The sequence below is a fragment of the Nocardioides sp. S5-5 genome, from assembly GCF_054954065.1.
In genome coordinates this window covers 994,640-1,019,922 of the sequence record NZ_CP199913.1, presented here as the reverse complement: position 1 = coordinate 1,019,922, position 25,283 = coordinate 994,640, and the positions used below count along the sequence as shown (strand labels likewise).

Below are 25,283 nucleotides of genomic sequence, written 5' to 3'. Positions count from 1 at the left end.
GGAGCCGCCGCCGACGTACATCACAGCCTCGCAGGGGCCTCAGAGCGAGATCAGGACCTCGGCCACCGAGCCGGTCTGCGCCTGCACGACGCGGTCGACCGGGTCGGCCTTGGGGGCCAGGGTGCGCAGCGTCCACTGGCCGTCGCCGGCGAAGAACCGGAAGTGGCCGGTCGCGGAGGTGGGGACCTCCGCGGTGAACTCGCCGGTCTGGTCGAGCAGGCGGACGTAGGCGCTGGCCACCGGGGTGGCGGCGTCGCCGCTGCCGCGCACGACCTGACCCTGGATCACGGCCTCCTTGGCGACGTTGACGCCGTCAAGCGAGAGGCCGCCGACCTTCGCGCCGCACATCAGGCCCGGGTCCCGTCAGCCAGTCCGGGCTCGTCGCCGAGCGCGATCGGAACGCCGACCAGCGAGCCGTACTCGGTCCACGAGCCGTCGTAGTTCTTGACGTTCTTCTTGCCGAGCAGCTCCTGCAGCACGAACCAGGTCAGCGAGGAGCGCTCACCGATGCGGCACAGCGCGATGGTGTCCTTGTCCTCGTCGAAGCCGACCTCGGCGTACAGCGCCTGCAGGTCCTCGTCGGACTTGAAGGTGCCGTCGTCGTTGGCGTTCTTGCTCCACGGGACGTTGACCGAGGTCGGGATGTGGCCGGCGCGCTGCGACTGCTCCTGCGGGAGGTGGGCCGGGGCGAGGAGGCGGCCGGCGTACTCGTCGGGGCTGCGCACGTCGACCAGGTTCTGGGCGCCGATGGCGGCCACGACGTCGTCACGGAAGGCGCGGATGGAGCGGTCCTGCTCCTGGGCGGTGTACGTCGTCGCGGCGCGCTGCGGCAGCTCGTCGGTCAGCTCGCGGCTGTCGAGCTCCCACTTCTTGCGGCCGCCGTCCATCAGCTTGACGTCCTGGTGGCCGTACAGCTTGAAGTACCAGTAGGCGTAGGCGGCGAACCAGTTGTTGTTGCCGCCGTAGAGGATCACGGTGTCGTCGTTGGCGACGCCGCGCTCGGACAGGAGCGCCTCGAACTGCTCCTTGTTGACGAAGTCGCGACGAACCTGGTCCTGCAGGTCGGTGGTCCAGTCGAGCTTGATGGCGCCCTTGATGTGACCCTTGTCGTAGGCCGTGGTGTCCTCGTCGACCTCGATGACGACGACCTTGTCGGTGCCGAGGTTGTCCTCGACCCACTGGGTGGAGACGAGCGAATTGTCGCGGCTCATGGTGATTCCTTCTGGTGGTTGCGATGGTGCGGTACGACGGACGATGCTGCGGCGCCTGCTCGGGACGAGCAGCACGACGAGCGCACAGGACGACGCCTGGGCGCGCGAGAGCGCCACGGAGACGACGGGTGAGCCGGCAGGAGCCGGGGAGACTCAGAGACCCGTCAGCAGGGTCGACACAGCGCCGAGCTGACGCGGCAGTTGTCCACCGCGCGCCGCTTGGTCAGCAGCAGGGTCGTCGACATGAGACAGAGCCTAGGCGGCTTTCCGCGATCCACGAACTCGGCTTCTCGAATGGCGAGACGGCTATCCAAATATTGAGACTGCCGTCCGGCGGGACCGGGTGGCCCCGCCGGACGGCGGTCGCGGTCAGGCTGTGATCAGCGCTTGCGGAAGGTGAACACCGCCTTCGCCGGCAGGTACGCCGCGGAGCCCGCGTAGGTGGCCTTGACCTCGTGGGTGCCGCGCTTGAGGGCCTTGGGGGCCTTGCACTTCGCGACCCCGTTCGCTCGGATCTTCGCGACGCACAGCAACCTGCCGCCGCTCTTGAACTTGATCTTCCCGGTGGCGCCGGGAGCGAGCCTCGCCTTGAGCACGGCCGCCTCGTTGCGCGCGACCGTGGACCTCTTGGCCTTCGCCGACAGCAGCGGGTCGGCCTTGGCCGGCGGCCCGGCGACCGGGGGCTGCCCGACCTTCAGCACGAAGGAGCGCTGCGACTCGCGGTGGGCGTCGTCACCGTCGTAGACCGCCGTGATCACGTAGTCGCCCGGCGGCGGCAGCGTGCGCACGACGCAGGTCGCGACTCCGCCCGAGACACTCGCCTCGCACAGCACGTCCTCGCCGTTGAGGAAGCGGACCTGGCCGGTGGCCCCGGTCGGTCCGACCTGCGCGGTCAGCGTCAGGTCGGTCCCGAAGGTCGCCGACGTGGTGGCCACCGTGAGCGACGTGTCGGCACGGGAGTCGACCGGCTCGACGACCCGGACCACCCGCGAGGCGATCGCCTGGTTGCCGTTCTTGTCGGCCACCAGGTAGGTCAGCGCGTAGCTGCCGGCCTTGTCGACGTCGACCTCGCCGACCACGTCGACCTCGGCGGTGAGGTCACCGTCGGTGTCGTCGGTCGCGCTCACGCCGGCGAGCGGGTCGAAGGTCTTCCCGACCGTCACCGTCGTCTCCTCCGGCACCTCGATCCTCGGCGCCGTCACGTCGGTGCCGGCGGCCGTGGCGCGGAACACCGTGCCGAACTGGCGGATCGCGCCGATCCGCTCACCCGACTCGGTGCTGCTCTGGGCCGTCCACGCGTAGACCTCACCCTCGGTCAGGCCCGTCCACGTCACGCTCGCCGGCCAGCCCGACCTCGCCTTCTGCACGCCGATCACCTCGTCGGTGGGGGTGACCACCGTCAGGCCGTCCGTGGCGAAGGTCGTGGTGCGGCTGGACAGGTCGACCGGCAGGGTCAGGTTGTCCTCGGCGCTGTTGTAGCGGTTGCGGTCGTCGTACTCGGTCGCCCCGAAGTCGTCGAAGTGCGGCGAGTAGGTGTCGATGCTGACCTCGGCACGGTCGACGTCGAACTGCAGCAGCCGCAGCCAGCTGGCGCCGAACTGGAGCAGGTCGCTCGCCTTGTGGTCGGTGACGCCGTCGCCGTCGAGGTCGATGTTGCCGGAGCTGTCGACCTTCTCGGGCCACAGCTCGCCCGCGGACACCTTGTAGAACTGGTAGTCCGCCAGCAGCTCGACGACGTTGTGCTGCACCGTCGCGCCGACGCCCGTCTTCAGGTTGGTCCCGACGCCGTGCTCGTGGCCGGCGAGGATCAAGAAGACGTTCGGGTTGGCGCTGACCACCTCGTCGTAGAGCTTCGAGCCGTCACCGGAGAAGCTCGCGCCGCGGCCGTCGGGGGCCGTCGACGGAGCGAGGTAGGCGTGGGTCAGCAGGATGCCGTTGCGGTCGGGGTAGCGCGCGAACACCGAGCTCGCCCAGTCCGCCTCCGCCTGCGTGACGCCGTACGACAGGCCGACCGCGACGAAGTCGAGGCCGCCGGCGGAGAACAGGACGTAGTTGTTCTGGTTGTCCTGGCCGGGCGTGCTGACCGCGCCCTGGCTGTCGGTCGTCTCGTCCCACGCGTGGTACGACGCGCCCTGCGGCCACGACTGCGCGGCGGCGTAGTAGCGCCCCGGCCCGTAGTACTGGTTGAACCGCGAGGTCGGACCGGTCTCGTTGCCGAGCTGGTTGTCGTGGTTGCCCGCGATCACCTGGTTGGGGATGCCGGAGCCGTCGAGCGTGGCCTGGGCGCCGGAGGTGAACTCGAACTCCCGGGTGACCTGCGCGTCCAGGCCCGGGTAGAGCAGGTCGCCGGAGCCGTTGGTGGCGAGCGGGTCGTAGTAGTCGTTCTCGATCACGTCGCCGGTGTGCCCGGCCCACGCGATCTTGCGGGGCCCCGCCTGCTCGGCGATCCAGTCGGTGGTCGCCTCATATGCCTTCGCCCAGATCGCCTGCTCCTCGGCCTTCATCAGATCGGCCGGCTCGGCCACGCCGTCCCAGTCGTCGTACGTGCCTCCGGCAGCGCCCTCGGCGAGGTACTGGGTGTCGGTGAAGTGGGCCAGCGAGAAGTCGTAGTCCTCCAGCTTCTCGAAGCCGTCCTTGTCGTCGGCTGCCTTCGCGTCGCGCGGGGCGAGGTCGTCGGCGAACGGGTCGGTGCCGAGCACCAGCAGGTGGACGGTGCCCTCGTCGACCATCGCCGGGCGCACGACGGCGTTGAGGACGGTGTCGCCGTCCTGGACGCCGCGCGCCGTGGCGAGCTCCACCCACCGCGAGGTCTCGGTGTTCCAGGCGCGCAGGGTGACCGACCGCTCCGGGTCGACCACGCCCTTCCACACGACCTGCTGACCGGTGAGCGCCGGGCCGACCTCGACGTCGAAGCGCTGGAACGGGAGGTCCCCGCTGGTGGCGCTGGCCTTCGCGTCGCCGTCGTCGGGGACGAGGCGGCCGGTGATCGGCTGCTCGTCCTCGTGGTCGAACTCGAGGGTCGTCGGGACCTGCTTCACCACGCCCTGGACCCCGCCGTCGGCGACGGTCGCCGTGGCCGCGCGGAAGGTGGTGGTGACGTCGCCGCCGTCGGGGCTGGTCGCGATCGCGGAGAGCTGGACGACGCCCTTGCCCTCGCCGGCGTCGGTACCGCCGCCGGTGGGGATGGTGTCGGACTCGAAGGGGATCTCGAAGTCGATCTCCTTGCCGAAGACGTCGACAGCGGTGGCGGTGACGGTGTGCGCGCCCGCCCTCAGGCCCGGGCCCACCTGGTCGCCCACGGCGACGGGCTCGCCGTCGAGCAGGTAGGTCCAGCCGGTGGCGTTGTCCTGGTTGGCGATGTCGAGGTCGAGCTCGACGGGCGCGGACAGGTGCTCGCCCGCCGCCGGCACGGACCCGGTGAGGGCGACGGCCGCGTCCGGGTACTCGCCGAAGGCGGCGATGTCGAGGGCCTTGATCTCGGTGTCGTTCAGCGCGCGGCCGTAGATGCGGGCGTTGGCCAGCTTGGCCTGCGCATAGAACTGCGCCCCGCCGTTGGGCGAGGAGTCCGCGCCGAGGGTCCAGGCGCGCGCCGTCGCGTTGGGCAGGGTCAGCGCACCGGTGGCCGGCGTGGTGGCGGCGAGCTCGCCGTCGACGTACAGCCGGATCTCGGTGCCGGTCCACACGCCGACGACGTGGTACCAGCGGTTCGCGCTGATGGTCGCGCGTGCCGTCTTGTAGCCACCGCCGATGTGCGCCATCAGGCCGACCATGTCCTGGTTGATGTAGATGGAGTAGCCGCCGGCCTCCTTGCCCGAGCACAGGTCGACCTCGGCCGCGGGCGGCAGCGGGCCGGTGTAGCGGAAGGTGCACTCGAGGCTGACCGCGTTGCTGATCTCGCCCCAGTGCGGGGTGAGGGCGTAGCCGTAGGCGGCGGTGCCGTCGAGGGTCGCGACGTCGCGGCCCAGCGCCGGGTCGTGCGCGATGCGCGGGCTGCCGAAGGTCGTCACCTCCAGTCCGCGGACCCGCTCGGTCGGGGTGCCGTCGGCGAAGTCGACGTCGAGGACGTCCGCCGTCGGGGTGGGTACGACGGTGTCCCACTCCCCGGCGAGGGCCTTCACCTCGTCGGCCGTGACCGCCCGGGAGAAGACGCCGGCCGCAGCGAAGGTGCTCGGCGGGGCGGGCTGGCCGATCCCGGTCGGGCTGGCGTCGGCGCCGACGATGAAGCGCCGCGCGGTCGCCACCGGGAAGGTGAGGGCGCCGCTCGCGGCCGTCGTCTGGGCCAGCTGGCCGTTGACGTACAGCCTGATCTGGCTGCCGTCCCAGGTCGCGACGGCGTGGTACCAGCGGTTGCCCTCGATCGGGGTCAGCGCGCTCTTGTAGCCGCCGCCGATGTATCCCATGAAGCCGAGGTTGCCGCCGGTCACGTACATCGACAGCCCGCCGGCCTCCTTGTCGGAGCACAGGTCCATCTCCCGGACCACCGGCATCGCGGTGTCGACGCGGAAGACGCACTCGAAGCTGACCCCGCCGGTCAGCTTGGGCCACTGGTCCTCGAAACCGAAGCCGACCGCGTCGTCGACGCCGTCGACGCTCATCACCGGGCCCTGCTTGGCGTCGGTCCCGTACGTCGGGGTGCCGTAGGTGATCGGCGCCAGCGACTGGGCGGCGTCGGTGGGCACGCCGCCGGCGAACGAGACGTCGAGGACGTCGGGGGTCGGCGCCGGGTCGGCGCCGGGTGCCGCCTGGGGCACCAGCGTCGGGGCTGCGGGTGGGGCGGCCTGGCTCGGGGCGGCCAGCAGGCCACCCGAGGCCACGGACACGGCGACCAGGGTGGTCGCGAGCAGCCGGAGCCTGCGCATCGGTCGTGCGGGCACGACGGTTCTCCTCAGGGGTGGGGGGTGGGGGTGGGAGTCAGAGATCGCCCGGACCGGTCCGGGCGATCTCGTGCCTGACGCCGGCGCCGGGCCACGAGGGTCCCGGCGACGGCGACGAGGAGAGCGGCGCAGAGCACGCCGCCGATCTGGAGGGCTGCGCTGCTGCCGGTGCCGCCGGGGGTCGCGGAGGAGCCGCCCAACGACCAGTCGTGGCTGGGCTCGTCGACGCCGTACACCTGGTGCTGGCCGTCCGGGCCCGTCGCGAGGGTCCGGTACGCCGGGTGCAGGTCGGTGAGCGTGGTGACCTCGACGCTCGCGGCCGCGGCCGGGCCGGCGCAGGCGAACACCAGCTCGGCGCCGTCGGCGACGAGGTCTCCCGACGTCGTCAGCCGGCCCGGGCACTGCTCCCCGTCGGAGCGGACCACGATGTGGTCGAGCAGGTAGGTCTCGACCTGCGGCGCCCGTTGGACGAGCGCGGCGTCCCCGTCGTCGTAGGTGATGGCGCCGTCGAGCATCACCCGGTCCTCGGGCAGCACCCGCAGCTTGATGCCGAGCAGCGTGAGATCGTCCGCCGCGCCGACCTTCCAGGTGACGTGGACGAGCGCCGGGTCCGTGGCGTCGGCCGAGATCTCGACGGTCTGCGGGTCGCCGAACGGGTGCGCGGCGAGCGCGGTCACGAGGCACCGACGAGCTGGCCGACGGCGGACGTGGCGACCACGCAGCCGATCACGGTGATGCTGGTCGCGGCCAGCACCGGCGCGACCCGGGTGGCGGCGGTGACCAGCGCGCGCGACTCCGCGGCCCGGACCACGACGCTGCGCCCGGCCAGGGCCAGCAGGCCCACCACGAACAGCACCGCGGCCAGGCCCAGGCCGAAGGTGATGACGAGCAGCAGCGCGAACCCGGAGCGGCCGGTGAAGATGCCGGTCACCAGCACCAGGAAGGCCGCCGGTGACGGGGTCAGGCCGCCGGACATGCCGAGCAGGACCAGGCCCGGGCGGCTCGGGCCGTCACCGTGCCCGTGGCCGTGCCCGTGGCCGCGCCCGTGGCCATGTCCGTGGCCGTGCCCGTGGCCATGTCCGTGGCCGTGGCCGTGGCCGCTGCCGCGCAGGTGGCGCCGGAACAGCCACCCGCCGACGCCGACCACCAGCAGCCCCGCGGCCAGCTGCAGCCCGCTGGTCAGCCGCTCGAGCGAGAGCAGGTCCGAGAGCGAGAGGAAGGTCCAGGCGACGGCGACGACGAGCACCGACACGGTGTGCATGAGCGCGACCGAGGCGCCGAGCCAGGCGGCGTCGCGGACCTTGCCGTCCGCCCCCACGAGGTACGCCGCCGCCAGGCTCTTGCCGTGGCCGGGACCGACGGCGTGCGCGGCACCGGCCGCGAAGGCGAGCAGGAACGCGACAGGCACGAAGCCGGGCGCGCCGACGAGGTCGACCAGGCGGTCGTCGAGGGAGGGCACGGGCAGTCATGCTCACGCCGCCCGGTGAAGTCGACGGCGTCGATCGGTGGACCTGCGATGACCCGAAGGTGAAGAGAGAGGTGAAGGCCTCACCAACTGTGGGAGCACGCAGCGGGCACGGTCAGCGGGTGCGGCAGGCGGAGACCGCCGTGGCGTTCGAGCTGCCGGGCGCCGCGCCCGGTGACATCTCCAGGCGCGGGTCGCCCGCCTGCCCCTTGCCCGAGCGCATCGTGACGTCGATCCGCTGGGACCTGCCCGGGTCGAGGAGCACCCCGACGATCGCCACCTCGTGGCCGGCGTACTCCCGCAGCGAGGTTCCCCCGAGGTCCTGCCCGTCGACCTCGATGTCGAGCACCTCGCCCTCGCGCGGCGCGCTGACGTAGAGGACCAGCAGCTGCTGGCCCGCCCCCGCGCGCTGCCCCGGGTACGACGCCCCGGTCACCGAGTCCGGGATCGACGCCGGGTTGGGCGGCGTGGCGTTGGTGAGCTTGATCGAGGCGCGCAGCTCCTGGCGATCCCCCTCGCAGCTGCGCGAGAAGAGCGAGGCCTCCTGACGCAGGTAGTACTGCATCTTGGTCGGGCCGGCGTCGTTGACGTAGATGCCGACCTCCGGGCCGTCGGCTCGCCGGTCGACGTACTCCCCCGCGATCCGGGTGCCGGCGATGTCGTCCTGCGCCCGGTCGTCGAAGAAGTGGGCGCGCACCCTGCCCTCGGCCACGCCGAGCACCAGGCCGCGGATCACCTCGACGGAGTCGACCTGTCCGCCGGCGACCGCGTCGAAGACCGCCTTGGCCACCGCCTGCTGGTACTCGCTTTGGACGTCCCGGTCCGGGGTGAGCGCATAGATGTCGTGCTCGACCGCGGCGACGAGGGTCGCGGAGCTCACCGGTGGATAGCCGGAGACCGGCACCGGGCCGGTGCCGTGCAGGAGGTAGGAGATCGCCACCGGGTCGACGTACAGGATGCCGTCGAGGCGGGTCCTCGTCGCGTGCTCCCACCGCGCCCGGACGAGCTCCGAGGCGCGGGGCACGTCGGGGGTGAGGGTCGCGTTGACGGCGACCTGGCCCAGGATGTCGCCGAAGAGGTCGCGCTCGTCCTCGTCGAGGGGTACCCGCAGGTCCGCGGTCATCTCGCCGATGTCGGACATGTCGAGCTGCTTGACGATCTCGACGCGTCCCTCCTGGGCGCGAACCAGCGAGAGGGCGCCGGGCAGGCCGCCTCCGCTGCGCATCTCGGCGTTGTTCTGCAACACCAGGAGGAAGTTGCGGGGGCGCTTCTCGCCCAGGAGCGTCGGCATCAGCCGAGCCGCGCGGTAGGTCGAGTCCAGGGTGCTGCGGGCCTCGTCGACCAGTCCGCGCAGCTGCTCGAAGCGGGTGCCGACCGGGCCGACGAAGCCGGAGCCGTCCACCGCGTCCAGCTCGGTGGTGGCGGCCTCGAAGGCCGCCTCGCTGAGCCGGGCCGGCTCGGCGAGGGCTGCGATCCGCCGCACCGGGAACACCGCGTCGCGGGGCCGGAAGGCGTCGGCCGCCACCTCGTCGGCCGCGCCGACGACCGGCGGCAGTCCGTCGCGCCCGAGATCGGCGAGCACGTCGGCCACGACGGCGACGCCCCGGGCGTCGTCACCGAGCAGCGGCACCCGCTCGAAGGCCCACCAGGTCGGGCCATCGGTCAGCTCCCGCGCCGCCCCGGCCTCCTCCTGGTACCTCGCCAGCGCGCGCCGCGCACCGGCGGCGTCGCCGCGCACGAGCGCGGCGCGCATGATCTGCGCCTGGTCCGCCACCTCGCCGAGGTGCCGGGCCGCCGACCACGCGGTCCAGGCCGACCACGACACGCCGAGCACGACCACGGCACCGAGCGCCACGATCCCCGCGGCACGGGGGTGGGAGCGACAGAATCGGCCGACCCGGCGCCCGACCCGGCGCGGGCCGCGGGTCCGCCGGCGACGTACTTCAGGCATGACACACCGGAGCCACCGTCGATCGCACCGTGCTCTTGACTAGGATCACCTCACTCGTCCGTGGCACACGGTACCGACAGCAAGGGTTGGGTCTTGGACTTCAAGCAGTTCCTGACGGTGCTCCGCCGTCGCTGGATCAGCATCGTCGCGATCGTCCTGCTCGCCGTGGGCGCCAGCGCCGCCTTCACGTTCACCCGCACGCCGATGTACGAGTCGCGCAGCCAGGTGTTCTTGAGCGTCGACGTCCGCGACACGACCGATGCCTACGCGGCATCGCTGTTCGCCTCGGGGCGCGCGAGCTCGTACGCCGACCTCGCGAGCAGCACCAAGCTCGCCGACCGGATCCTCAAGCAGGTCAACATCGACCTGACCTCCGAGGAGCTCGCCGACGACATCTCGGCGACCGTCGTCCAGACCACCTCCCTGATCGATCTGCGGGTGCGGGCCACGAACCCCGACGACGCGCGGATGATCGCCGACGTGGCGACCCGCGAGTTCATCGACTACATCGCCGACCTGGAGACCCCGACGGCCGGCGGCGAGTCCCAGATCGTCGCGCAGGAGACCCGCGAGGCCAGCCTCAACCGCCGCCAGGTGAGCCCCAACATCATCCTCAACCTGGTCGCGGCGACCATCGTCGGCATCCTGCTGGGCGTCGCCCTGGCGGTGGCCCGCGAGATCCTCGACCGCACGATCCGCACCGCCGACCACGTCGCGGAGCTCACCGACGCACCCGTGCTGGCCAGCGTCGGCTTCGACAGCGACATCAAGGCCGCACCGCTGCTGACCGACCTCGGCGGGTTCGCCGCGCGCACCGAGGCCTTCCGGCTGCTGCGGACCAACCTGCAGTTCATCGACCTCGACCACCAGCCGCGCTGCCTGGTCATCACCAGCGCGGTGCCGGGCGAGGGCAAGACGATGACCTCGACCAACCTGGCCGTCGCCCTGGCCCAGACCGGTCGCAACACGCTCATCATCGACGCCGACCTGCGGCGCCCGCGGGTGGCGAGCTCCCTGGGACTCGACCCGGCGGTCGGCATGACGACGGCGCTGGTCGGCAAGGCCGAGATCCACGACGCCATCCAGGTCCACGAGCCCAGCGGGCTCCACGTCCTGGCCAGCGGCGCGAAGCCGCCGAACCCGACCGAGATCCTCCAGTCGAAGATCACCCACGACCTCATCCGGCGGCTGCGCTCGTCGTACGACATGGTCATCATCGACGCACCGCCGCTGCTGCCCGTGGCCGACGCGTCGGTGCTCGCCACGCTGGCCGACGGCGTCATCGTGGTCGTGCGGCACGGCAAGACCACCAAGGACCAGGTCAACGAGGCGATCAACCGCCTGCAGCACGTGGGGGCCAGGCTCTACGGCATGGTCGTCAACATGGTCGCCAAGCGTGCCGTCGGCTCGTACTACTACTATTACTACGAGGAGACCAGCGGCAGCCGGGTCCCGGCCGAGTCCGGCGGTCGGGGGCGGCGCAAGGCCTAGTGGCGCGCTGGCGTCTCGCCGCTCCTCAGGGCATCGACATCAGCTCGTCGAGCGCCGCGAGGACCCGCGCCGGCGGGATCGAGACGTCGTCGGCGATCCCGGCGTTCGGCCCCGAGGGGCTCCCGGGGCCCTCGGCGACCAGGTAGCGGTAGCGGGCGCCGAGCGCCTGGCAGATCGCCCACAGGCCGCGATGCACGTAGGTCGAGGGGAACAGCTCCAGGACCCGCACCGACGGCGGACTGAACGTCACGTTGGTCAGCCCCGCCCCGTGGGGCGCGACGATCACCTCGGCGGCGTGGAAGACGTCGATCTGCTCCTGGACGCTCAAGGTCCCGGGGTCGAGTCGCTGGAAGCCACGCTCCGTCAGCGCCGCCAGCAGCTCCTCCTCCTCGACGTAGCGTCGGGTGAGCGGAGTCGTCCCCCTCGTGAGCAGGAGCCGGACCGGGGCAGCCGGGGGGCTCTTGGGCGGCAGCCGGTCCCGCAGCCACGACACGACGCCCGGCGGCGCCTCGAGCGCCCAGTTCGGGTTGCTCGGCACGAGCAGCCGATCGGCCAGGTAGGTGCGGCCGCGCTCCGGCTGGAGGTACGGACCGGGAATCCCGGCGAGCTCGAGCAGCTGGCGCTGGTAGCGGGTCTGGTGGGGAACCACGACGGCGTCGGGCGTCAGGTCGGGGAAGTGCTGCTCGTAGACCTGGTAGCGGGCGACGGCGTCGTAGAGGAAGTGGTAGTAGTTCGCCGCCGTGCCGCGGGCGGTCAGGCTGAGCACGGTGCCGTCGACCCGATGCACCTCGCCCAACGTCGGGCGCAGGTACAGCGGGTGCTCGCGCCAGTCCGCCACCCCGAAGTAGGGGCTGGTCTCGTGGTCGAGGACCCCGGTCGGCGTCACCGTGGCGGCGAAGTCACCCACCAGCCGGCCGCGTTCGACCTCGAGCAGGAAGCTGGGCGAGATGTCGGCCGTCTCGACCTCGAACACCCAGTGGCGGGCCGGATCTCCCGGGGTGGGACGCCGCTCGAGGGACGCGCCGTCGGCGCCGCGGTGCAGCCGCACCGCCCGGTCGAGGAGCACCGTGTCCTGGGACCGCTCGGTGGCGCGCCGCGGGACGCCCTGGCTGCCCAGGACGGGGGCGAGCAGACGGAAGACCGACCCGCACGACCGGGTGAGGAGTCGATGCAGGCGCTTGAAGAGGGGCCACCAGCGACGAAGCGCAGGGGGGAGGGCCATCGATGCGGCTCCTGACGGTGCTGAAAATGGAGATGTTGCGCGAACATTCCAGCAGACGCCGCCGCCCCACCGTTACAGTTGCGCCTCGTGGCTCCCAATCCCCCCCGCAAGCTCGTGGCTCGAGCCCGTCGGGCGAACCCTGAACTGATGCGCGGCTGGCTGGTCCGCCGTGCCCGGATGGGCGCCGCGCGCGCCGGGATCATGGTCAGCCGCGTCGACGAGGAGACCCGCCGCTACGTGTCGGTCACCCACAACGACCAGGTGAGCCTGCCGGACGGGGCCGACGAGTACCTCCGCGCCGACAACCCGCGGCTCGTCGAGCTGCAGGCCGCCTACGACGCGCTCGACATCCCCGCCGCGGTCCACACCCAGTGGCAGCAGTCCTTCCTCAAGAAGAACCTGTCGATGGCGTGGTTCCGCGGCGACAACGCCTACGTCTGGCAGTTCCGCCAGCTCGGCAAGGCGGCGCGGATCCGGATGTACCTCGCGATGCTCGACGTCTTGTCCCGCGACGACCTCGGGGTGATCGACGAGGTCGACGAGGACGGCCTCTTCGGCGCCTGGACCTTCGAGTTCGGCTCGCGCCCCTCGGTGAGCCGCGATCTGCTCGACAGCATCAACGAGATCAACTACCTCGACGACCAGATGGGCCTGAGTCGGATCGAGGGCCTCCGGGTCCTCGACATCGGCGCCGGCTACGGCCGTCTGGCCCACCGCATGTCGGCCGCTCTGCCCAACCTGGCGGCCTACGACTGCATCGACGGCGTCGCCACCTCGACCTTCCTGTGCGACTACTACACCCGCTTCCGCGAGCTGCCCGCGTCGGTGCGCGTGGTGCCGCTGCCCGAGCACGAGACGCTGGGCGAGCGCTACGACGTCGCGGTCAACATCCACAGCTTCTCCGAGTGCTCCCACGACGCCATCCGGTGGTGGCTGGACCGCATCGCCGAGCGCGACATCCCGTGGCTGCTGATCGTTCCCAACACGCCCGACGAGCTGCGCAGCACCGAGCTCGACGGCAGCATGGAGCCGTTCCGCCAAGACGTCCTGGACCGCGGCTACGAGCTCGTCGACTCCCGACCGATCCACGACAGCGAGGAGCTGCTGCCGCTGATCGACCTCCACGACCGCTTCTACCTGTTCAAGAGGAAGGCGGCCTGACGCCGCGCGGCCGCGCGCGCCCGACCGCTCAGCCGATCACCAGTCGTAGACCCAGTCCGCGATCTCGATCGGCGACAGCCGGCGGGCGGGCACACCTCCCAGCAGGCTGCCCGCGGCCGCCTGCTGCCGGGTCCACAGGGTCGATCCGGCGGCCAGGAGCGCCCCGTCGCCGACCACCGACCCCGCCAGCAGCGTGCATGAGGTCGAGATGATCGAGCGTCGCCCGACGAGGATCGGCTCGACGATGACGCCCTCCCCCGTCGGGTCGAACGCGTGGCTGAGGAACAGGCAGCGCATGCCGGTCACGGTCGAGTCCTCGCCGATGATGACGCCGCCGGACACGTCGAAGGTGTGGAAGCTGACGATCCGCCCACGCTTCTCCATGCGCAGCGTTCCCCGCATCTCCGCGAGATGCGGGTCGTCGGTGGGCGAGACGTCGTCGCCACGCACGCCGGGCATGAAGAAGTTGAAGTAGGCGATCTTGCTCTGCGGGCCCATCTGGACCCTGCGGAATCCGCCGAACACGTTGAAGTGGCCGATGATGACGTCCTCGCCCACCTCGAAGTGGACGCGGCGCACCAGGTTGATGCCGATCCTGGCGGAGGGGTGGATGTCGTGCCCCACCCAGTTGAGGATCCTCACCTTCAGGCGGAAGCCGGGCAGCAGGAAGGCCAGTGTGGTCACGAAGTCGCGCACGGGATGGATCCTATTCGTCGGGCTGGGGGGTCGGTTGGCGCTGCGCCGTCTCGGGGGTGCGGCGCACGACGCCGGCACCGCTCCACGACACGATGGACGCGATCGCGAGGCAGCTGACCAGGGAGGCGAGCACCATGCCGATGGCGGCGCCGTTGAGTCCGTCGAGGTGCGCGCCCAGGGCCAGCGAGCCGAGCAGCGCCACGCTCGCCAGCAAGGACAGCACCGACGCGGCCTTCTCCCGGTCCTGCGCCTTCGCCGCGGAGTCCCACAGCAGTCGCAGCGCGAAGGCCGCGTTGGCGACCAGCAGCAGCCTCGAGATGTGGATCGACCCCTCGAACTCGGGGCCGAAGAAGATCCGTACCGCCGGCGGGATCATGAACCACATCGCCGGCAGCATGATCGCGAGCAGCACCAGCGACCCCAGCGACCACCGCCGCAGGAGGGCCGCGCCCAGGCGCGGGGACGCGGCGACCATCTTCGGCATGAGCGGTGCCGCCAGGGTGCCGACCATGACGGCCGGCATCAGGGCGATCGACGACGCCACCGAGTAGAGGCCCAGCGCGGCGACGCCGAGCATCTGGCCGAGGATCATCGAGTCGACGCCGAGGCGGTCCAGGGTGCCGAAGGCACTGAAGTACGACGACCGCGCGAACCGGTGGATCTCGGTGCGGGTCGCCGGGTCGGCCCGCCCCCCGGCCGACGGCTGCAGGGCGCGGTGCATCAGGGTCAGGCCCACCAGCTGCGCCGCGAGATAGCACAGGAGCACCAGGCTCGGCGGGTTGTCGCGGTGGACCACGAACAGCGCGACGACCAGGCCGACGTAGGTGCCCATGAAGCCGAGCTCGGCCCCCATCGCCCGGCGGATCCTGTTCTCACCGAACACCATCGCCCGCAGCAGGCTGTGGGCGCCGCCGACGAAGGTCGCCACGAAGGTCAGCAGCACGAGGACGGGCAGCTGGGCCGCGTCGCGCAGCGCGAACAGCACGCCGACGGCCGCGCCGAGGGCGGCGAGGAAGGTCCAGGCCAGCCAGCCCCGCAGGAACGGACCGACCACGTCGCGTCCCGGCGCGTGCGCCGCCGCGACCGAGCGGGACACCGCCCCGGTGAGGCTGGCGAGCATGACCTGGTTCGCGAACAGCGCGACGGCCAGGACCATGACGGCCTCGCCCCGGCCGGACGGCCCCAGCATCCGGGCGATGAGCGGGCCGGAGGCCAGGGTCAGGACCTGGTTCCCCATGCCCGCGGCGAGGACGTAGACCGCGTCGGAGACCTTGGCCTGGGTCCGTGGCTGGGAGGCCCCGCGAGCGGCCTTGTGACGGCCGCTGCTCACGCGTCGCGACGCATCTGCTGTGGTGTCTCCATCCACGGGTGGAGCGTGGCGAGGTCCTTGCGGATCGTGGCCGCGAAGATGTTGCCCTGGCGCGACGCGACCTTGTTCAGCGCCCGCTGCCCCTGGGTGAAGGCGCGCGCGGCGTTGGCCTCGCTGAGCCGCAGCTTGCGCCGCAGCACCTCCGAGGCGACCCGGCCGGTGCCGAGGTTCCACTCGGTGTGGACCTCGATCGGGATGTCGTAGGCCGGGTCGAAGGCGGCGACCGCCTTGTACAGGTCGCGCCGCGTCCAGCGGTAGACGAAGTTCGGCACGCCGGTGCCGTCGACGCCGCCCGTGTCGTACCCGTCGGCGACGACCGCCGCCAGCTCGTACCAGCCGACCACGCCGGCCCTGGTCGCGGCGCGCATGAGGGCGGAGTCCTGGTTCTCCACGAACAGCACGGTCTTGCGCGCGATCCGGTACATCTCGTGCAGCGCCTCGTGAGGGCGACTGCAGTGGTGGATGCCCGAGTGGCCCATCACGTGGTCGTAGGACCCGGAGGCCTGCGGCATCCGGTGCGCGTCGAACGCGGTCCCGCCGATCTCGCTGCTCGGGCTGTCCGGGGCGATGTTCACGAAGGTGACGTTCGTCAGGCCGACCTCGCGGCACACCATCTCGTCGAACGTGCCCGCGAACTGCACGAGCACCGAGTCGTCGCTCCGGATCACGCCGGCAGCGAGGTGGTCCTTCAGCAGGCGGGCAAAGGTGGTGGCACCGGGCTCAGTCATGCGGTCTTTCCCAATCGGCGGGCAAGGCGGGGTTGACGGTCCTCGAACCTACCGAGTCGACCCCGGTAGCCGTCGGCGACTCCGGCGACGATCGCCGCGACCTTCCCGGCCTTCCCCTTCTCGAGGGCCACGACGGCGACCAGCTCGCGGGCGGCCAGCCGGAGATAGCGTCGCCGCGGACTCCGGTACCGGTGTGCCGCGTCGAGCCCGTTGCGGACCATGTAGTACCGGCGGCGGTGGTCGGCGTGCGAGGTGAACACGCGACCGTGCTGCCTCGTGTTCGCCCAGGTCTGGCGCAGCGTGACCGCGCCGGTCACGAGGACCGGCACGCCGAGCGTCGCCGCGCGCATGCCGTACTCGGCGTCGAGGAACTCGATGAAGTAGTCCTCGCGCAGCGGGCCCAGCCGGCGCCAGGCGCCCAGGGTCACCAGCGAGCCGGACGTGATCACCATGCTCGCCGGGTACAGCCCCGTGGTGTCCCGCGACATGGGGACCGGCGCCGCCCCGTCGGGCGGGCTCACCGCCATGTAGACGTCCATCGTGGTCTCGTAGACCTTCGGCCCCAGCACGAAGCTGTCACCGGGGACGTCCGCGCAGGCGCGCAGCATGTCGGCGAAGAAGTCGTCCGCGACCCGCGAGTCCTGGTCGAGGAAGAAGACCAGGTCGGCCCCCTCCTCGAAGAGCAGCTCGGCGCCGACGTTCAGCGCCCCGGCGAGACCACCTTGGTTGCGCTGCGCGACGACGCGCGTGCCCGAGGCGCGCAGGCGATCGTGGAGCTCCGGGTCCGGGTCCGGGGTGTTGTCGACGGCGACGACATTCGGGCACGCGCGCGCGGCCGCCGCGAGATTCGCGAGGTACTCCTCGTCCGGGTCGAACAGGACGAAGACGAGGCCGGCGCGCACCGGAGGATCGGCTGCCACGTCATGGCCTGCGCGGCATGACGCGGTCGAGAGCCGCGCGACCGCTCGGGTCGTCGTCGTGAGCGATCGCCACGTCCCAGTAGGCGCGACGGCCGGGCCGGCGCGGGTTGAAGTCGTCGAGCTCGGCGCTCCGATCGGCGATCTGCGCGCCGGTCATCCGCCCGACGTCGGCGCCGCCGTTGTGCCACACCGCGGCCTCGCGGTAGCCGAGGTCGGCCAGCCTGGCCCAGACCTCCACCGGGTCGTAGCCGGCGATCCTGATCAGGTAGGGGTCGTACTCGAAGAAGAGGACCGGCCGGGACTCCCGCCAGGCCTCGGCGATCACCGGCACCAGCGCGACGTCGTAGCCGTCGGTGTCGGACTTGACCAGGCGCAGGTCGGCGAAGTCGGGCTGCGTCTCGCGCAGCCGCCGCGGGGTGATCGACGGCATCGCGTCCGCGTCCGCGTCGCCGACGGCCTCGACGAACCGCGTGGTGCCACCCGAGCGGACGGCGGTCGTACGGGCTGCCGCGTCGTCGACGGCGAGCAGCGACTCGACGACGGTGACCCGGGCATCGCCGTCGACGTTGCGGTGCAGGAAGTCGAGGTAGTAGCGGTCCGCCTCCACGCACAGCACCCGGCCGTCGGCCGCGTCGAGGATCTGCAGGGTCGAGTCGCCGACGTTGGCGCCGACGTCGAGGACGGTCAGGGGCGGCTCGAGGTCGGCGAGCGCGCGCGCGAGACGAACCAGGTTCTGCCCGTAGACCGAGCCGTTGCCGGCATAGTCGGGCAGCCGGTGCGACCACGGCAGCACCATCCGGACTCCCTGCACCTCGCGAACGACGGCCCGACGGGGGAACCGGTCCCTGATCAGCCAACCTGCGCGCAGGCGCACCGAGGAGAGTGCGGTTCGTGGGGAGATCACGGTGGGCATGCTAGTGGTCATCTCCGTTGATTCGTCGAGGGTATCCGTGCTCACGGTGCGAACAGCGCAAGGCGGCGGCGCGACGGCATACCGGGTTGTCTTCCGAGCGTCGCCAACGCGGCGGGGTGCGTGCGGTGGGTGCGTAGACCCCGGACGATTCAACGGAGATGACCACTAGTGGTCGGGCGGGCTGCCGTCCGCCAGACCGCGCACGGTCTTGCCACCCTTCACGGCCAGCTCCTCGACGATCCGCACGCTGCGCGGCTGCGCGGGGCGGGGCAGGTCCGCGCAGGCAGCCTTGACGGCAGCCTTCGCGGCGGCCGGGTCGGCGCCCGGCTCGAGGACCACGTCGACCGCCACCACGGCACCGACCAGGGCGTTGACGCGGCCGTAGACCCGCGCGGCGCGAACCTCTCGCACGCCCGCGACCCGCTCCTCGACCGGCAGCGGATGCACCTTCACCCCGCCGACGTTGATCACGTCCGACACCCGTCCACGGAACTCGATCCGGCCGTCGACCACCTCGACCAGGTCGCCGGTGGGCCACCAGTCGTCGGCCGGACGGTCCTCCTCCCCGTAGTAGCCGAGCATCGACGCGTCGGAGCGCACGAGAAGCTGCCCGTCGACCACCTTCAGACGCACCTGGCCGTCGTCGCCGCGCTCGAGCAGGGAGGCGGGCAGCCCGTTGCGCCGGTCGCTGACCGAGCCGGTGGATCCGAACTCCGACCCCGCGTAGACATGCGAGATCCGGGCGTCGGGGAACGCCGTCTCGAGCTCGTCCAGCAATGACGCCGGTGCCGCCTCGCCGCCGAGGGTGACCTGACGCAGGGCGGGAGCCGGTCGACCATCCGCGCGCAGCTCCGCCAGCAGGAACCGCCAGAAGGTCGGCGTCGCGCTGATGTGGGTGACGCCGCGGTCGAAGAGGTCGTCCTTGACCGCCTGCGGGCGCCGCACCGGCGGCGCGACCAGGGTCGCGCCCGCGCCGAAGACGTGGATCAGCACCTGCAGGCCGGCGAACTGGTTCGGCCCGTAGACGAGCAGCCAGCGCTCCCCCGCTCCCCTCGCCGCCGCGGGAACCCGCGAGAGCTGACGCGCCCAGTCGTGGCGCACGCCGCGCGGCAGGCCGGTGGTGCCCGTGGTCAGCACGAGCAGCGGCCGCGTCGCCGGCGGGTCCTCGATCGGCTCCCCCCGGCCACGGATCTGCTCGGGTCGCCACACGTCGAGCCCGGCGGCGTCGAGGTCGTCGCGCGTGGTGAGCAGCACGGTGTGGCCGAGTGCCGCCGCCTGGCGCTCCAGCTCCGCCGCCGTGATGTCGGGCGCGTAGACGCACGCCTCCACGCCCGCGAGCGAGGACGCGGCGAGGACGGCCACGATCAGCGCGATGTCGAAGGTCACCACCGCGACGCGGTCGGCGCCGGCGGCTCGCAGGCCGGCGGCCAGGGACTCGGCGTCGGCCGTCAGCTCCGCATAGGTCGGGGAGCTCTCCTGCGCGAGGACCGCCACGCGCTCGGGATCCTCGGACCGGACACGACGCAGCAGCTCGATCACGATCGCCGAGCCTAGGCCATGCCCTGCCCGTCGGTGGCCGCCGCGACCAGACGCTCCTCGATCGCCCGCGTGAGCTGGGTGGTGTCGACGGACAGGCGACTGCGGTCGAAGCAGACCACGACCGTCAACGCGCCGTCGACGGTCATGGCGACCAAGAACCCGACCTGGTTGGGCGCGGGCGCGAGGGCGATCGTGAACGTGCGGACCGCGGGTGGCAGCGGCCAGTCGAGGACGCCGATGCTGCTGACGCAGAACGACGGCGTCAGGCCCGTCATCCAGCGTCGTACGACGTCCTCCGGGTCGCGGGCGGCGGACAGCCGGTCCGCGCCGGTGAGGGCGAACAGCAGCTCGGCCTCGCCACGGTCGACCCGACGGCGGACGTCGGCCGAGACCGCGCGGGCCAGCTCGCCGTCCGGCAGCGCCGGGTCGTAGCCGGCCGAGATCAGCGAGGCCGCCTGGCCGACCGGCTGGTCGAGGCCGACGCCCATCGCGACCCGCAGGTCGACGGTCGTCGACAGGGCGATCGGAGCGACGCCGGGCGACAGGTCGGCGCACACGCGCAGCACCTCCTGCGCGAGCAGGCCGTGCATCGTCGCGCCCTGGGCGCGGGCCGCGCCCACCAGCGACGTCGTGGCGTGCCGGTCGAGCCGGATGAAGTCGAAGACCAGGTCCGGGGCGAGGTCGTCGGCGTCCCGATGGATCGGCAGTGCCACCGCGCGGTCGAGATGGCTCGCCTCGCCCCTCATCTCCCGGGCGACGGCGAGCAGCTCGCGGCGCCTGGTGCGCGAGTCCGTGGTCGCGGCGGCCGCCTGCTCCAGGGAGATCGACGGTCGCAGCAGGGGGACGTCGGGCGGCTGCTCGCCGGACACCAGGGCCCCGAGCACGCGCGCGACCTGGGCGATCCCGCGACCGTCGATCACCGTGTGGTGCGCGATGAGGATCGCGGTGGTCGCCGGGGACCGGGTGGTCGGGGGGACGATGACGCAGCGGGCGACGTGCGAGTCCAGCGCCAGGCGCAGGCTCGCCTGCGCCGCCATGATGTCGCGCACGCTCCCGGTCGCCTCGACGGGCGGGTCGGGCATCGCGTCGTCGTAGCGCAGGGTGGCGCCGAGGTCCGCGGCGACGACGCGGGCCCGCAGCACCGGCATCAGCTCCACCGTCGCCGCCCAGGCGGCGCGCACCTCGTCCGGCTCGGCGTCCAGCTCGACGACGCACAACACGTTGACCGGCCACCGGTGCTCGAGCATCCAGTAGTAGGCCTCGGACGCGCCGAGTGCGCGGCCGTCGGGGAGGGACGGGTGCGGGGTCACGCCGTGGAGCTAACTGGTCAGGCCGCCGTCGACGACGAGCGTCTGTCCGGTGATCCAGTCGTTGCGCTCCTCGACGAGGAACTGGACGGCGCGCGCGATGTCGTCGGGCTCCCCCAGGCGACCGGCCGGCGTACGCCGCACGATCTGGTCGAGCTGGCCCTCGTCCAGCCCGTGACTCATCTCGGTGCGCAGATAGCCCGAGGCGATGCTGTTGACCGTGATCCGGCGCGAGCCCACCTCCCGGGCCAGGCCGCGGGTGAACCCGTCGAGGCCGGCCTTCGACGCGCCGTAGACGGCCAGGCCGCGGTAGCCGGTCAGGCCGGTGATCGAGGAGATGTTGACGATCCGGCCGCCGCCGTGGGCGAGCATGTTGCGCACCACCTGCTTGGAGACGTGGACGGTCGCCTTGAGGTTCAGGTCGATCACCGTGTCGGTGTCGTCGTCGGAGAACAGCGCCAAGATGCCGTCACGCGCCACGCCCGCGTTGTTGACCAGGACGTCGATCGAGCGCCACCGGCCGATCACCTCCTTGACGAAGGACGTCGACTGCTGGCGATCGGCGAGGTCGGCCGTGACGAAGAGGAAGCGATCGGCGTGTGCCGGATCGTCGCGCCAGCGCCGCACCGCGGCGGTCTCCGAGCGCGCGCAGGTCGCCACCCGGTCACCGGAGTCGAGGAAGGACTGGACGATGCCCTCGCCGAGCCCCTTGCTCCCGCCCGTGACGACGACCGTGCGCCGGCCGCGCTCGAGCGTCATGCGGCGACGGTGTAGAACGCCACGATGTCGCCGACCGTCTCCGGCATCTCACCGGCGCTGAACGGGTCGGATCCGAGCTCGTCCTCCAAGGTGGCGGACAGCTCCGCGGTCTGCAGCGAGTCCAGCTCGAGGCCGCCCTCACCGTGCAGGAGGCTGTCCATCGCGACGACGGCGTCCGACTTGTCGGCGGCCGTCAGGAGCGACTCGATGATCGCGACCACCGAGTTGCGTACGTCATTCATGGGAGCACCTTCCGTCGGAATCGTCGCGGACCTTACCAGTGCGGACCCGGCCCGGACGGCGGATGCGCACGATTGCCCCGAGTCTGGTCGACCGGGCCACGAGCGGCCCCGCCGATGCCAGAATCGGCGCATGCTGCAGCTCCTCGCCGACGACCTGAGGGCCACCGTGGACGCCGGGCGGCGTACCGGCCCCAGATTCTGGATCTACCTGCTCGGGAAGACCGCGCTCGCCCCGCAGGTGCATGCCCTGATCGCCTTCCGCATCGGCTCCTCCCTGCGCGGGACGCCGCTGTGGCCGCTGGCGTTCGCGTTCAAGGCGTTCGGGATCATCTGGGCCGGAGCCGACATCCACCCGAAGGCCCGGATCGGCCCCGGGTTCGTGCTCGCCCACGGCCCCGGGGTGACCATCGGCGCCGACGTCCGCGCCGGTCGCGGCCTGCGCGTCAACAGCGGGAGCAACATCGGCGCGATGCGGATGACCGAGCCGCTCGACCCGAGCCAGCCCACCTACATCGGCGACAACGTCTTCGTGGGCGCCAACGCGATGATCCTGCAGGGCTGCCACATCGGCGACGGCGCGGTGATCGGGGCCAACTCGGTCGTGACCAGGGACGTCGAGCCGCTCCACGTCGTCTCGGGCATCCCGGCCACGTCGGTCCGCAAGCTCGACAAGCCGTTCCTGGGCAGGCAGGAGTGATCCTGCGGCGCACGGGGCGCGACTGACGTTATCCTCCGCACGACACCCCTTGTCCAGGCTTGGCCGCTCGCGCCATCCCCCCGCTCCCGATCGACGGAGGTCTCCCGTGCCCGGGTTCCCCGGTTTTCCGAACCTCTCGCTGCGCCAGCTCTCCGACGCTCCCGTCGCCCGGCAGGTCTTCCGCCGGGTCCGGCACGAGCAGGACCAGCTGCGGGCCGCGATCGGTCGGCTGGAGGTGCACCTGATGGACGTGCGGCCCACGCCCGCGCAGCTGGCCGACGCCGAGTTCACCGTGTTCTCGCAGTACGGCGAGGACGGCATCATCCAGCACCTGGTGCGCGAGGCCCGCCCGGCCCGGACGACCTTCGTCGAGATCGGGACCGGGGACTACAGCGAGTCCAACACCCGCTTCCTGCTGGAGAACGACAACTGGCGGGGCATCGCGATCAACGGCGGCGACGACCACGTCCGGTTCATCACCACCTCCGGCCTGAGCTGGCGCCACGACGTCGAGCCGGTGAGCGCCTTCGTCACCACCGACAACGTCAACTCGCTCATCACCGACAACGGCCTGCGGGGCGAGATCGGCCTGCTGTCGATGGACGTCGACGGCGTCGACTACTGGCTCCTCGAGGCGATCACCGACGTGCGGCCGACCATCCTGGTCGCCGAGTACAACGCTCTGTTCGGTCCCGACGCGGCGGTCACGGTGCCCTACGACCCGGCGTTCGTGAACAGCGAGAAGCACTACTCCCAGACCTACTTCGGCGCGTCCCTCGGTGCCCTGGTCCACCACGCGACGCGGCGGGGCTACCGCTTCGTCGGCTGCTCCAGCAACGGCGTCAACGCCTTCTTCGTCCGCGAGGAGAGCGCGGGGGCACTGCCGTCCCTCACCACCGCGGAGGGCTTCCGCGAGGGCCGCTACCTCACCTCGCGTCGTGCCGACGGCACCCTGGCCCGGATGCGCGGCGTCGGCGACCGGCTGGCCGTCATCGGCCACCTGCCGCTCGTCGAGGTGACCACCGGCCAGGACACGACCGTGGCCGAGGCCGTCCCCGACTGGAGCGCGCCCCGCCGATGAGGTCCGCCCTGGAGAAGGCCGGCCGGCGCGCGGCGTGGAAGACCATGCGCGCGGTCGGCGCGACCCGGCTCTTCGCCGGGATCGGCAGCGGCCGGGTCCGCGAGCTGTGGATCGGCGACTCGCACACGGTGCTGCTCAACACCGACCGCTTCCCCCTGTTCATGGACACGGTGAGCGAGCGGCGGTTCATCTGGCACCTCGGGCCGCGGATCATGCACTCGATCGCCGCCCGCGGCTTCCCGAGCGTCGTCGAGGCCCACGCCCGCAAGCTCGGGCGGCTCCCGGCCTCGCGGCGGCTCACCTGCTTCTTCGTCTTCGGCGAGATCGACGTGCGCTGCCATCTCGCGCCCCGGCTCGGCGACGGCCTCGACGCCGGCTTCGTGCAGGCGTACGTCGACCGGGCCGTCGCGCTCGCGGACCTGATCGGCGCCGCGCGGGTCGTGATCCTCACCCCGCCGCCGCCGAGCGACGAGATCGCCGACCACGTGATGTTCCCGATCGCCGGGGACATCGACGCGCGGGTCGCCGCGCACCGGTGGTTGACCGACGCCCTCCTCGCGGCGGTGCCCGACGACCCGCGGGTCAGCGCGCTGGACCTGCGCCCGGCCCTCGCCGACGGCGCGGGCCGGCTTCCGGCCGAGAAGACCGACGACGGCTGCCACACCAACGACGCCGGGCGGGCCGCCACCCGCCGCCTGGTCCTCGACCACCTGACCACCCACCCCATGCCCACTCCCGAGGAGCGCCGTCGATGAGCGAGCAGGACGACACCCGCTGCCCGGCCTGTGAGTCCACCGACGTCAGCCGCGGCCCGGAGTCCCGCGGCAGTGGGCACGTCGTGGTGACCTGCGGCGCCTGCGGCGCTGCCTGGCTGGTCAACGCGCCGATGCCGCCGGCGACCTTCACCCTCGAGGACCTGCCCGAGGACTATGTCGACACCTGGGTCGAGAACAAGCGCGAGTCGGTGGGCACCGGCGAGTGGAACAGGCAGCTCACCCGGTTCAAGCACGAGCTGCGCGACGTCGCGAGCCCCCGTCTCTATGACCTCGGTGCCGGGGACGGCGAGTTCTTGGCGATCGCCCGCGACGAGTACGGCTTCGCCGTCGGCGGCAACGACATCCTCGAGGGTGCGATCACCGTCGCCAAGCGTCGCTACGGCATCGACCTCGATCTCGGTGACCTCAACGCGCTCGCGGACCCCGAGCCGGTCGACGTGGTCACGATGTGGTGCGTCCTCGCCCACACCGCGGACGGACCCGGCATGGTCGCGGGCGCCGCGCGCATCCTCAAGCCGGGTGGCCTGCTGTTCCTGCAGACGCCGCACCGCACGTTCGCCGACCGGGTGCTGATCGGCGCCAAGCGCGCGACCGGCGGCCGCCTGGCGCGGCTCTCCGACCGCCGCCTGGCCGGGCACCACCGCATCCTGCACACCCCGCGCAGCATCACCGCACTGCTCGCGCGCCACGGCTTCACCGACATCCGGGTCGCGCCCCAGGCCCGCTACTCGCTGACCTCGGAGGCCTATCTCGCCTCGCTGCGGCCGCCGGCGTGGGCGCTGCGCCCGGCCGCTCGCGCGATGGACGCCGTCGTGCACAGTCCGGTGGCCCCGCGGATCATCCTCGACGTCACCGCCCGCCGGGCCTGACGGGCCTGACCG

23 protein-coding genes are annotated in these 25,283 nt (G+C 72.0%); 6 read left to right on the top strand and 17 right to left on the bottom strand.

What is annotated here, in order from left to right:
• Positions 1-39 precede the first annotated feature (39 nt).
• The 7 genes from ACUP6Y_RS04830 to ACUP6Y_RS04800 all read right to left on the bottom strand — a co-directional run bounded on the left by ACUP6Y_RS04830 (position 40) and on the right by ACUP6Y_RS04800 (position 9,501).
• A complete protein-coding gene (locus ACUP6Y_RS04830) occupies positions 40-348 on the bottom strand; it encodes a DUF1416 domain-containing protein (RefSeq protein WP_462554506.1) in 309 nt (102 codons plus the stop codon).
• Positions 348-1,211: a sulfurtransferase gene (locus ACUP6Y_RS04825; protein WP_462554505.1), complete on the bottom strand. Its 864-nt coding sequence runs from the start codon at positions 1,209-1,211 to the stop codon at positions 348-350. Before ACUP6Y_RS04825 ends, ACUP6Y_RS04830 begins: the two co-directional genes overlap by 1 nt.
• A 164-nt stretch (positions 1,212-1,375) precedes the next feature.
• A complete protein-coding gene (locus ACUP6Y_RS04820; protein ID WP_372449664.1) occupies positions 1,376-1,456 on the bottom strand; it encodes a putative leader peptide in 81 nt (26 codons plus the stop codon).
• 135 nt (positions 1,457-1,591) lie between these two features.
• Positions 1,592-6,085, bottom strand: coding sequence for a LamG-like jellyroll fold domain-containing protein (locus tag ACUP6Y_RS04815; RefSeq protein WP_462554504.1), 4,494 nt, complete (start codon positions 6,083-6,085; stop codon positions 1,592-1,594).
• An 11-nt stretch (positions 6,086-6,096) separates the two neighbouring features.
• Entirely contained in the window at positions 6,097-6,762 is a 666-nt protein-coding gene (locus ACUP6Y_RS04810) for a hypothetical protein (protein WP_462554503.1), read from the bottom strand.
• The gene (locus ACUP6Y_RS04805) at positions 6,759-7,544 is read right to left on the bottom strand and encodes a HoxN/HupN/NixA family nickel/cobalt transporter (protein WP_462554502.1); all 786 of its coding nucleotides are present in this window, start codon (positions 7,542-7,544) and stop codon (positions 6,759-6,761) included. Before ACUP6Y_RS04805 ends, ACUP6Y_RS04810 begins: the two co-directional genes overlap by 4 nt.
• 121 nt (positions 7,545-7,665) lie before the next feature.
• A complete protein-coding gene (locus ACUP6Y_RS04800) occupies positions 7,666-9,501 on the bottom strand; it encodes a DUF4012 domain-containing protein (RefSeq protein WP_462554501.1) in 1,836 nt (611 codons plus the stop codon).
• Positions 9,502-9,594: 93 nt separating this feature from the next.
• Here ACUP6Y_RS04800 and ACUP6Y_RS04795 point away from each other — a divergent pair, with 93 nt between their 5' ends.
• Complete coding sequence (locus tag ACUP6Y_RS04795; RefSeq protein WP_462554500.1) at positions 9,595-10,992, top strand: tyrosine-protein kinase domain-containing protein; 1,398 nt, start codon at positions 9,595-9,597, stop codon at positions 10,990-10,992.
• Between the two features lie 25 nt (positions 10,993-11,017).
• Here ACUP6Y_RS04795 and ACUP6Y_RS04790 read toward each other — a convergent pair whose 3' ends face one another.
• On the bottom strand, positions 11,018-12,214 hold the full coding sequence (locus tag ACUP6Y_RS04790) for a glycosyltransferase family 61 protein (protein WP_462554499.1): 1,197 nt from the start codon (positions 12,212-12,214) through the stop codon (positions 11,018-11,020).
• Positions 12,215-12,361: 147 nt separating this feature from the next.
• Here ACUP6Y_RS04790 and ACUP6Y_RS04785 point away from each other — a divergent pair, with 147 nt between their 5' ends.
• Positions 12,362-13,375 carry a class I SAM-dependent methyltransferase gene (locus ACUP6Y_RS04785; protein ID WP_462554498.1) on the top strand — a complete coding sequence of 338 codons (1,014 nt, stop codon included), beginning with the start codon at positions 12,362-12,364 and terminating at the stop codon, positions 13,373-13,375.
• A gap of 36 nt (positions 13,376-13,411) precedes the next feature.
• Here the strand turns inward: ACUP6Y_RS04785 and ACUP6Y_RS04780 are convergent, their stop codons facing one another.
• From ACUP6Y_RS04780 to ACUP6Y_RS04740, 9 genes are all read right to left on the bottom strand, one after another.
• Positions 13,412-14,071: an acyltransferase gene (locus ACUP6Y_RS04780; RefSeq protein ID WP_462554497.1), complete on the bottom strand. Its 660-nt coding sequence runs from the start codon at positions 14,069-14,071 to the stop codon at positions 13,412-13,414.
• A gap of 10 nt (positions 14,072-14,081) precedes the next feature.
• Positions 14,082-15,401 (bottom strand): lipopolysaccharide biosynthesis protein, encoded by a 1,320-nt coding sequence (locus ACUP6Y_RS04775; protein WP_462554496.1) that lies wholly within the window; start codon positions 15,399-15,401, stop codon positions 14,082-14,084.
• Positions 15,398-16,168 carry a class I SAM-dependent methyltransferase gene (locus ACUP6Y_RS04770; protein ID WP_462554495.1) on the bottom strand — a complete coding sequence of 257 codons (771 nt, stop codon included), beginning with the start codon at positions 16,166-16,168 and terminating at the stop codon, positions 15,398-15,400. The genes ACUP6Y_RS04775 and ACUP6Y_RS04770 overlap by 4 nt, the downstream gene beginning before the upstream one ends.
• Complete coding sequence (locus tag ACUP6Y_RS04765) at positions 16,165-17,088, bottom strand: glycosyltransferase (protein WP_462554494.1); 924 nt, start codon at positions 17,086-17,088, stop codon at positions 16,165-16,167. The genes ACUP6Y_RS04770 and ACUP6Y_RS04765 overlap by 4 nt, the downstream gene beginning before the upstream one ends.
• Position 17,089: 1 nt before the next feature.
• The gene (locus ACUP6Y_RS04760; protein ID WP_462554493.1) at positions 17,090-17,992 is read right to left on the bottom strand and encodes an FkbM family methyltransferase; all 903 of its coding nucleotides are present in this window, start codon (positions 17,990-17,992) and stop codon (positions 17,090-17,092) included.
• Positions 17,993-18,166: 174 nt separating this feature from the next.
• Positions 18,167-19,540 (bottom strand): class I adenylate-forming enzyme family protein, encoded by a 1,374-nt coding sequence (locus ACUP6Y_RS04755; RefSeq protein WP_462554492.1) that lies wholly within the window; start codon positions 19,538-19,540, stop codon positions 18,167-18,169.
• 11 nt (positions 19,541-19,551) lie between these two features.
• Positions 19,552-20,850: a phthiocerol/phthiodiolone dimycocerosyl transferase family protein gene (locus ACUP6Y_RS04750; protein ID WP_462554491.1), complete on the bottom strand. Its 1,299-nt coding sequence runs from the start codon at positions 20,848-20,850 to the stop codon at positions 19,552-19,554.
• A gap of 9 nt (positions 20,851-20,859) precedes the next feature.
• The gene (locus tag ACUP6Y_RS04745) at positions 20,860-21,606 is read right to left on the bottom strand and encodes an SDR family NAD(P)-dependent oxidoreductase (protein ID WP_462554490.1); all 747 of its coding nucleotides are present in this window, start codon (positions 21,604-21,606) and stop codon (positions 20,860-20,862) included.
• Positions 21,603-21,848 carry a hypothetical protein gene (locus ACUP6Y_RS04740; protein WP_462554489.1) on the bottom strand — a complete coding sequence of 82 codons (246 nt, stop codon included), beginning with the start codon at positions 21,846-21,848 and terminating at the stop codon, positions 21,603-21,605. Before ACUP6Y_RS04740 ends, ACUP6Y_RS04745 begins: the two co-directional genes overlap by 4 nt.
• Before the next feature lie 130 nt (positions 21,849-21,978).
• On the opposite strand from ACUP6Y_RS04740, the gene ACUP6Y_RS04735 reads away from it, so the two are divergent.
• The 4 genes from ACUP6Y_RS04735 (at position 21,979) to ACUP6Y_RS04720 (ending at position 25,271) form a co-directional block, all read left to right on the top strand.
• On the top strand, positions 21,979-22,545 hold the full coding sequence (locus ACUP6Y_RS04735; RefSeq protein ID WP_462554488.1) for a serine O-acetyltransferase: 567 nt from the start codon (positions 21,979-21,981) through the stop codon (positions 22,543-22,545).
• Positions 22,546-22,651: 106 nt separating this feature from the next.
• On the top strand, positions 22,652-23,626 hold the full coding sequence (locus ACUP6Y_RS04730) for a hypothetical protein (RefSeq protein ID WP_462554486.1): 975 nt from the start codon (positions 22,652-22,654) through the stop codon (positions 23,624-23,626).
• Positions 23,623-24,381 carry an SGNH/GDSL hydrolase family protein gene (locus tag ACUP6Y_RS04725; protein WP_462554485.1) on the top strand — a complete coding sequence of 253 codons (759 nt, stop codon included), beginning with the start codon at positions 23,623-23,625 and terminating at the stop codon, positions 24,379-24,381. Before ACUP6Y_RS04730 ends, ACUP6Y_RS04725 begins: the two co-directional genes overlap by 4 nt.
• A complete protein-coding gene (locus tag ACUP6Y_RS04720; RefSeq protein ID WP_462554484.1) occupies positions 24,378-25,271 on the top strand; it encodes a methyltransferase domain-containing protein in 894 nt (297 codons plus the stop codon). The genes ACUP6Y_RS04725 and ACUP6Y_RS04720 overlap by 4 nt, the downstream gene beginning before the upstream one ends.
• Positions 25,272-25,283 lie beyond the last annotated feature (12 nt).

Bases quoted from the DNA above. Each gene is read 5' to 3' on its own strand.
- ACUP6Y_RS04830 (WP_462554506.1), bottom strand. From the start codon at position 348: ATGTGCGGCGCGAAGGTCGGCGGCCTCTCGCTTGACGGCGTCAACGTC.
- ACUP6Y_RS04825 (WP_462554505.1), bottom strand. From the start codon at position 1,211: ATGAGCCGCGACAATTCGCTCGTCTCCACCCAGTGGGTCGAGGACAAC.
- ACUP6Y_RS04820 (WP_372449664.1), bottom strand. From the start codon at position 1,456: ATGTCGACGACCCTGCTGCTGACCAAGCGGCGCGCGGTGGACAACTGC.
- ACUP6Y_RS04800 (WP_462554501.1), bottom strand. From the start codon at position 9,501: ATGCCTGAAGTACGTCGCCGGCGGACCCGCGGCCCGCGCCGGGTCGGG.
- ACUP6Y_RS04790 (WP_462554499.1), bottom strand. From the start codon at position 12,214: ATGGCCCTCCCCCCTGCGCTTCGTCGCTGGTGGCCCCTCTTCAAGCGC.
- ACUP6Y_RS04785 (WP_462554498.1), top strand. From the start codon at position 12,362: ATGCGCGGCTGGCTGGTCCGCCGTGCCCGGATGGGCGCCGCGCGCGCC.
- ACUP6Y_RS04770 (WP_462554495.1), bottom strand. From the start codon at position 16,168: ATGACTGAGCCCGGTGCCACCACCTTTGCCCGCCTGCTGAAGGACCAC.
- ACUP6Y_RS04745 (WP_462554490.1), bottom strand. From the start codon at position 21,606: ATGACGCTCGAGCGCGGCCGGCGCACGGTCGTCGTCACGGGCGGGAGC.
- ACUP6Y_RS04740 (WP_462554489.1), bottom strand. From the start codon at position 21,848: ATGAATGACGTACGCAACTCGGTGGTCGCGATCATCGAGTCGCTCCTG.
- ACUP6Y_RS04735 (WP_462554488.1), top strand. From the start codon at position 21,979: ATGCTGCAGCTCCTCGCCGACGACCTGAGGGCCACCGTGGACGCCGGG.
- ACUP6Y_RS04725 (WP_462554485.1), top strand. From the start codon at position 23,623: ATGAGGTCCGCCCTGGAGAAGGCCGGCCGGCGCGCGGCGTGGAAGACC.
- ACUP6Y_RS04720 (WP_462554484.1), top strand. From the start codon at position 24,378: ATGAGCGAGCAGGACGACACCCGCTGCCCGGCCTGTGAGTCCACCGAC.